The organism is Mesorhizobium escarrei (assembly GCF_935825525.1).
In the GTDB taxonomy this organism is placed as follows: Bacteria; Pseudomonadota; Alphaproteobacteria; order Rhizobiales; family Rhizobiaceae; genus Mesorhizobium; species Mesorhizobium escarrei.
In genome coordinates this window covers 4073-10905 of record NZ_CAKXZT010000004.1, presented here as the reverse complement: position 1 = coordinate 10905, position 6833 = coordinate 4073, and the positions used below count along the sequence as shown (strand labels likewise).

The 6833-nt window shown below is 63.9% G+C and carries 4 protein-coding genes; all 4 read left to right on the top strand.

Features of this window, described 5'->3' with window-relative positions; translation table 11 throughout:
* The coding region (locus tag NMG80_RS01065; RefSeq protein ID WP_254016413.1) for a (2Fe-2S)-binding protein at positions 1-418 on the top strand (418 nt) is incomplete at its 5' end.
* A 2-nt stretch (positions 419-420) separates the two neighbouring features.
* The gene (locus NMG80_RS01060) at positions 421-2643 is read left to right on the top strand and encodes a xanthine dehydrogenase family protein molybdopterin-binding subunit (protein ID WP_254016412.1); all 2223 of its coding nucleotides are present in this window, start codon (positions 421-423) and stop codon (positions 2641-2643) included.
* A gap of 125 nt (positions 2644-2768) precedes the next feature.
* Positions 2769-3818, top strand: coding sequence for a patatin-like phospholipase family protein (locus tag NMG80_RS01055; RefSeq protein WP_436798516.1), 1050 nt, complete (start codon positions 2769-2771; stop codon positions 3816-3818).
* Positions 3819-4200: 382 nt separating this feature from the next.
* On the top strand, positions 4201-6833 hold a 2633-nt coding region (locus NMG80_RS37680), incomplete at its 3' end, for an ATP-binding protein (RefSeq protein WP_436798515.1).

Sequence of the window (6833 nt, the reverse complement as noted above, 5' to 3'; positions counted from 1 at the left end):
GCTCCTATGGGTCATTCGCGACGTGCTCGGCATGACCGGCACGAAGTTCGGCTGCGGGGCGGCGCTCTGCGGCGCCTGCACCGTGCATATCGACGGCGTCGCCACGCGCTCCTGTATCACGCTCGTCGACAGCGTGGAGGGGGCCGAAGTCACGACGATTGAGGCCATCGGCGCTACGCCGGTCGGCGCACAGATCCAGAAGGCTTGGCTCGACCTTGATGTCCCGCAATGCGGCTACTGCCAGTCCGGGCAGATCATGTCCGCGGCGGAGCTCCTAGCCGGCAATCCTGATCCAAGCGATTCAGACATCGATGCCGCGATGGCCGGTAACGCCTGCCGCTGCGGGACTTATCTGCGCATCCGCGAAGCTATCAAGCAAGCCGCCGCGACCTCGACCTCGAGGCAGCAAGGAGGCTGATCATGACCGATCATCTGAACAATCGTTCCGCGCCACAGCCGGTGTCGCGCCGCGATATGTTGAAGGTTGGTCTCGGTGCCGGGGGCGCGCTTTTTGTGGTCTTCGGCTTACCCGGACTCGCCAAACATCTTCGACCTGATCCGGGTGGACACACCGCGAGTGCTGTCACGAAGGCCGAAGCCGAGACTTCCCCGTTCACTCCCAGCGCCTTTATCCGAATTGCCGCCGACGGGCAGGTCACGTTGACCATGCCATACGTCGAGATGGGCCAGGGCGCTTACACCTCCATCCCGATGCTGATCGCGGAGGAGCTGGAGGTGGACCTGGAGCAGGTCACTTTGGAGCACGCGCCGCCTGACGAGACGCTCTATGCGAACCCGCTGCTCGGGGTGCAGGCAACCGGCAACTCGAGTTCCATACGCGCAGCCTGGCAGCCGTTGCGGGAAGCCGGTGCGGTCGCGCGAACCATGCTCATCGCCGCAGCGGCCGCGCGCTGGAACGTCGAGTCCGGGTCCTGCCGCGCGCAAAGCGGTGAAGTGCTTCACGCGCCGACCGGGCGGCGGCTCAGCTATGGCGAGCTCGCCGCCGACGCGGCGCAGATGCCCGTCCCCGCGCGCGTCGAGCTCAAGCGACCAGAGGAGTTCCGGCTGATCGGTACGCCCGCCAAGCGCCTCGACACGCCGGCGAAGGTGGACGGCACGGCCGTCTACGGCATCGACGTTCGCCCGGCGGGTGTGAAGGTCGCGACCTTGGCGCAATCGCCGGTCTTTGGCGGCCGCGTGAAAACCGTAGACGATGCGGCGGCAAGGGCCGTGAACGGCGTACGTCAGATCGTTGTGCTGGGTGATGCGGTCGCCGTGGTGGCCGATCACATGGGCGCGGCGAAGAAAGGCCTTGAGGCGTTGGTGATCGAATGGGACGACGGTCCCCACGCCAAGCTGAGCACAGACGCGATCGCGGCCGAGCTTGAGAGGGCGACGCTCGGCCCGGGAGCGGTGGCGCAAGACATCGGCGATGCGGACAGCGCAATGGCGAGCGCCGCCACCCAGCTCGAAGCTACGTACTATGTCCCGTTCCTCGCGCACGCGACGATGGAGCCGATGAACTGTACGGTCCACTTCCGCGGCGACGAGGTCGAAGTCTGGGTTGGCACTCAGGTGATTGCGCGAGTCCAGGCTGCCGTTGCCGATGCAGCCGGCGTTCCGCTCGACAGGGTCGTCGTCCACAACCACCTGATCGGCGGGGGCTTCGGCCGGCGGCTGGAGCTGGACGGCGTGACGCGTGCCGTGGAGATCGCGAAGCACGTCGATGCGCCGGTCAAGGTCGTGTGGACGCGCGAGGCAGACATTCAGCACGACATGTACCGGCCGATGTTCTTCGACCGGATCTCCGCCGGGTTGGATGCGAAAGGGATGCCGGTCGCCTGGAAGAACTGCTTCGCCGGATCCTCGGTCATGGCGCGGTGGTGGCCACCGGGCTTCAACAACGGCCTCGACGCCGATACGACCGAAGGTGCGATCCATCTGGTCTATTCATTGCCCAACATGCACGTCGAGTATGTGCGGGTGGAGCCGCCGGGGATTCCGACCGCGTTCTGGCGCAGCGTCGGGCCCTCGCACAATGTCTTCGTCACGGAAAGTTTTATGGACGAATTGGCCGCAGCGGCGAAGCAGGACCCGGTCGCCTATCGGCATGCCCTTCTCGGACAGTCACCCCGTGCCAAAGCCGTACTCGAACTTGCCGCAGAAAAGGCGGGCTGGGCCCAGCCGCTGCCCGAGCGCGCCGGCCGGGGCGTCTCGCTCCAGTTCGCCTTCGCGACTTATCTAGCGCAAGTCGCCGAGGTGGAGGTGAATAGCGACGGCGGCGTGCGCATCCGCCGGGTGGTTTGCGCCGTCGACTGCGGCACGGTCGTCAATCCGGACATCGTCCGAGCCCAGATCCAAAGCGGCGTGATCTTCGGGATCACGGCGGCCCTCTATGGCCAGATCACGGTGAAGGACGGGCGTGTCGAGCAAGCCAACTTCGATACGTATCAGATACTGCGCATGGACGAGACGCCGGCAATCGAAGTGCACATCGTCGAAAGCTCGGAACCCCCGGGCGGCATGGGAGAAGCTGGAACATCAGCTATCGGTCCTGCCGTGACCAACGCGATCTTTGCCGCGACCGGCAGGCGCTTGCGCAAGCTGCCGGTCGACACGGTCGCTTTGCGAGCGCCAGACTAACCGGCTGACCTGGCGCCGGGAAGACCGATCCTCCATCTCGTTTCATCCTCTCGCAGACCTCGGCGGGTGAGTTATCGGGCTACATCGTCGCGTGTGCCTGATCTGATGCTCGGCGCAAGACCGGCTTGACCAACCCCGCCTTCGAATATCTGAAAGACGCACTTGGAACGCACGCGGCCGAAGCTCGCGTGATCACTGCGCCGGACGGCCACTATGGTCATGCCGTCGTTAGCCGTTGGCCACTGCGCGACACCGTTCTGCATGACGTTTCGCTCGAGGGGAGGGAGCCACGAGCAGCGGTCATGGCCACAGCCGAATTGAGTGGCTACCCCCGGCGACATACGCGACTGGGGCGATTCCTATGCAAGTTTCCCGGCCGATCGGCTCGTCTCATTTCGCGACGAGCGGATAAAGGCGGCCAAGACCCACCCATCATAAAACTGCGACAGCTCGATGCGCTGACGTTTTCCGGCGGTGGCAGCAGCGACGAGTTCGGAGCTGGAATTCTCGCCGGCTGGGCCAAGGCCGGGACCAGGCCCAAGTTCGACATTGTCACCGGCATCAGTACTGGATCTTTGATCGCGCCATTCGCGTTCCTTGGGCCGGCTTACGACGACAAGCTCAAGCAGGGGCTTCACCACGTCAAGGATGCCAACATCTATATCAAGCACAGCATCCTCGGCGTGCTGTCGAGCGCCTCCTTCACGAGCAACGCGCCGCTCGCCAAGCTGCTCGACGAACACATTACCGAGGACATGCTCGATCAGATCGCCCGGGAGTCGGGGAAGGGACGGCGACTCTTCATCGGACCAACCAACCTCGACGCGGATCGAGCGGTAATCTGGGACATGGGTGCCATCGCAGCGAGCAATCGGCTGGACCGGTTGAAGCTCTTCAAGCAAGTCATCCTGGCTTCCACATCCATTCCCGGCATTTTTCCCCCCGTCGAACTGGAGGTGACTGCAGCGGGCAAGACCTATCACGAAATGCATGTCGACGGTGGCACCAGCAACCAGGTCTTTCTGATGTCCGCCGGGTTGAGCCTGCGCGAGATCGACCAGACGTTCCACACGCGGCTCAAGGCGCGGCTTTACATCATCCGCAACGGCAAGACGACAGCAGAACCAAGCATCGTCAAGGCCACGTTGCCTGACATAGGGATCAGGCTGGTTTAGGAAACCCGCCAAAACGGTTAAGCGCTTATACGCCGGCATAATACCAAGAGTAGTCCAGGCAGGGTTAACGTTAAAACGGCCCTGAGATCCTGTTCCTCCCACCAGGGGCCGACTGCCGCGCCGGTGTGCCCTTGACCGCAAGAACCTCCCCCCTTGCCGGCGCGGCCCCTCTCAAAACGGCAGAACAACGCTTTCGCGGCCCCTGTCTTTTGCGGGCCGTGTTTAAGGAGCATGCTCTGCGACCGGAAGGTGGGCGCGGATGAAGTCAGCGAAAGATGCGATCAGCCTTGCCGGATCCCAGAATGGAGCGCGTTGACACGAGAGGGAAGTCGGTGAAGCCTCCAAGATGGATGTGGGCAATAACGAGCGGAGCGGTGTGAAGATGAACGGCACCGTCCAAGGCGGGCCGAAGAGGAGCGCCAGGAAAATCACAGGCAGCCAGGAGCGCCTAGACGCTCCTGGCTGGCAGGCGATGTCGAATCTGGCCCGGCCTGACCCGCTCCAAGCCGCCTGGGATGACGGCGAACGCGTTGTCACACGGCAGATACGCCAGGACGAGAAGGCCGGGCCGCAGCCTGTCCTGGTGGTGCGGCCTGCGACCGAGCACCCGAGCCGAGCCTGGCTGGACAGACTCGCGCACGAATATGGCCTGAGGGACGAGCTCGACAGTGCGTGGGCGGCAAAGCCCCTGGAGTTTATCAAGGACAATGGCCGCAGCGCGCTGATCCTGGAGGACTGCGGCGGCGTGCCGCTCAGTCGGCTGATCGGGGAGCGCAAGCATGGCATGGCGGCCGAGCTCTCACTCTTTCTGCGTCTTGCCATTGGCATAGCCGTAGCGGCTGGCAAGGTTCACGAGCGCGGTCTCATTCACAGGGACATAAAGCCGACGAACATCCTGGTGAACGAGGCAGCCGGCCAGGTGCGGCTCACCGGCTTCGGCGTGGCGTCGCGCCTATCTCGCGAGCGCCAAACGCCCGAGCCACCCGAGGTCATTGCCGGTACCCTTGCATACATGGCTCCAGAACAAACCGGTCGCATGAACCGGTCGGTCGACTCGCGCAGCGACCTCTATGCGATCGGCGTCACATTGTATGAGATGCTTATCGGCAAGCTGCCGTTCATGGCTTCGGATCCGATGGAATGGGTCCACTGCCACATTGCCAGGCGACCGGTACCACCGTCCGAGCGGATGAAGAAGGTGCCCCGCGCTGTCTCGGCAATCGTCATGAAGTTGCTCGCCAAGAACGCCGAGGAGCGCTACCAGACGGCCGGCGGGCTGGAGGCAGATCTACGACGCGCCTTGGTTGACAGGGGGAGCCGGGGGCGGGTCGGTGAATTTCCGCTCGGGACGCACGATCTGGCCGACGAGCTGCTGATTCCTGAGCGGCTCTATGGGCGCGAGCGTGAGATCGCTGTCCTGCTTGCCGCCTTCGACCGGGTCGTTGCGGGCAACGGGCCGAAGCTGGTGTTGGTTTCGGGCCATGCCGGAGCTGGCAAGTCCACGGTCGTGCACGAACTCCACCGCGCTCTCGTACCGTCTCGCGGGCTGTTTGCATCCGGCAAATTTGACCAGAACCAGCAGGTCGTTCCCTATGCGAGCTTAGCACAGGCTCTGCAAGGCCTCATTCGGCCTTTGCTTGGCAAGAGCGAAGCCGAGCTCTCGCTTTGGCGGGCCGGCCTGACTGAAGCTTTGGGCGCGAGCGGGCGGTTGATTGTGACACTCGTCCCGGAGCTCGAACTGCTAATCGGTCCGCAGCCGTCGGTCACAGAGCTGCCACCGCAAGACGCGAAGCGCCGCTTCCACTTGATCGTCAGGCGACTGCTCGGAGTGTTTGCCGGAGCGGAGCATCCTCTGGCGCTGTTCCTGGATGATCTGCAATGGTTGGACGCCGCGACGCTCGACCTGCTTGAGGATGTGTGCACGCAACGGGATGTGCGTCACCTTTTACTGATTGGCGCCTATCGCGATAATGAGGTCACGCCGAGGCACCCGTTGATCCGTCGGCTGGCTGCGATCCGCGAGGCTGGGGGGCGGGTTGACGAGATAGCGCTGACGCCGCTCAGGCTGGAGGATATGGCTCGGATGCTCGCCGACGCTCTTCATTGCGGGAGCGACCGGGTCCAGCCGCTGGCTCGGTTGGTGCACAACAAGAGCGCTGGCAATCCGTTCTTCGCGCTTCAGTTTCTGAGTGCACTGCCAGACGAAGGGCTGCTTGGCTTCGATCGTGCCCAAGCGCGCTGGGATTGGGACCTCGAGCGCATACGGGCCAAAGGCTATACCGACAACGTCGCAGATCTTATGCTAAGCAAACTGCAGCGCCTGCCCGCCACGACCCAGGCTGCCCTCAACATGCTGGCCTATCTTGGCAACCGCGCAACGGTCGCCACCTTGACCGTTATCCGGCGCGAAAATGAAGAAGCAGTTCACGCCTTGTTTTGGCCTGCGGTGCGGGCCGGGCTGGTGCTGCGGCAACAGGGCACGTACCGGTTCCTCCATGACCGGGTTCAAGAGGCCGCCTACGGGCTCATCCCCGAAAGCGAGCGGGCCGCCGCGCATCTCGGCATTGGCCGCCTTCTCCTCGCTCACACGCCCTCAAATTCAATCGAGGAGAATATCTTTGAGCTCGTCGGCCAGCTCAACCGAGGCAGCATGCTGATTGCGTCGGCCAAGGAGCGCGAGCGCCTCGCGAATCTGAACCTGGTTGCCGCCCGCCGTGCCAGAGCGGCAGCGGCGTACGCCTCGGCGCTGACCTATGCCAGCACGGGTGCGGCTCTCTTGCCGGATGATGCGTGGGAGCGCCGGTACGATCTCGCTTTCGGCCTCAATCTGCACAGGGCCGAATGCGAATTCCTCGCCGGGGCGCCGGCTGAGGCGCAGGCGCGGCTCGCGGAATTGGCAAGCCGTGCCGCCAGCCTCACTGATTTGGCCCGCGTCACTCGGCTGCGTGTTGACCTTTTCATGAGCCTGGGTCGAAGCGATCAGGCCATCGTTTTCGGCCTCGACTACCTGCGCCG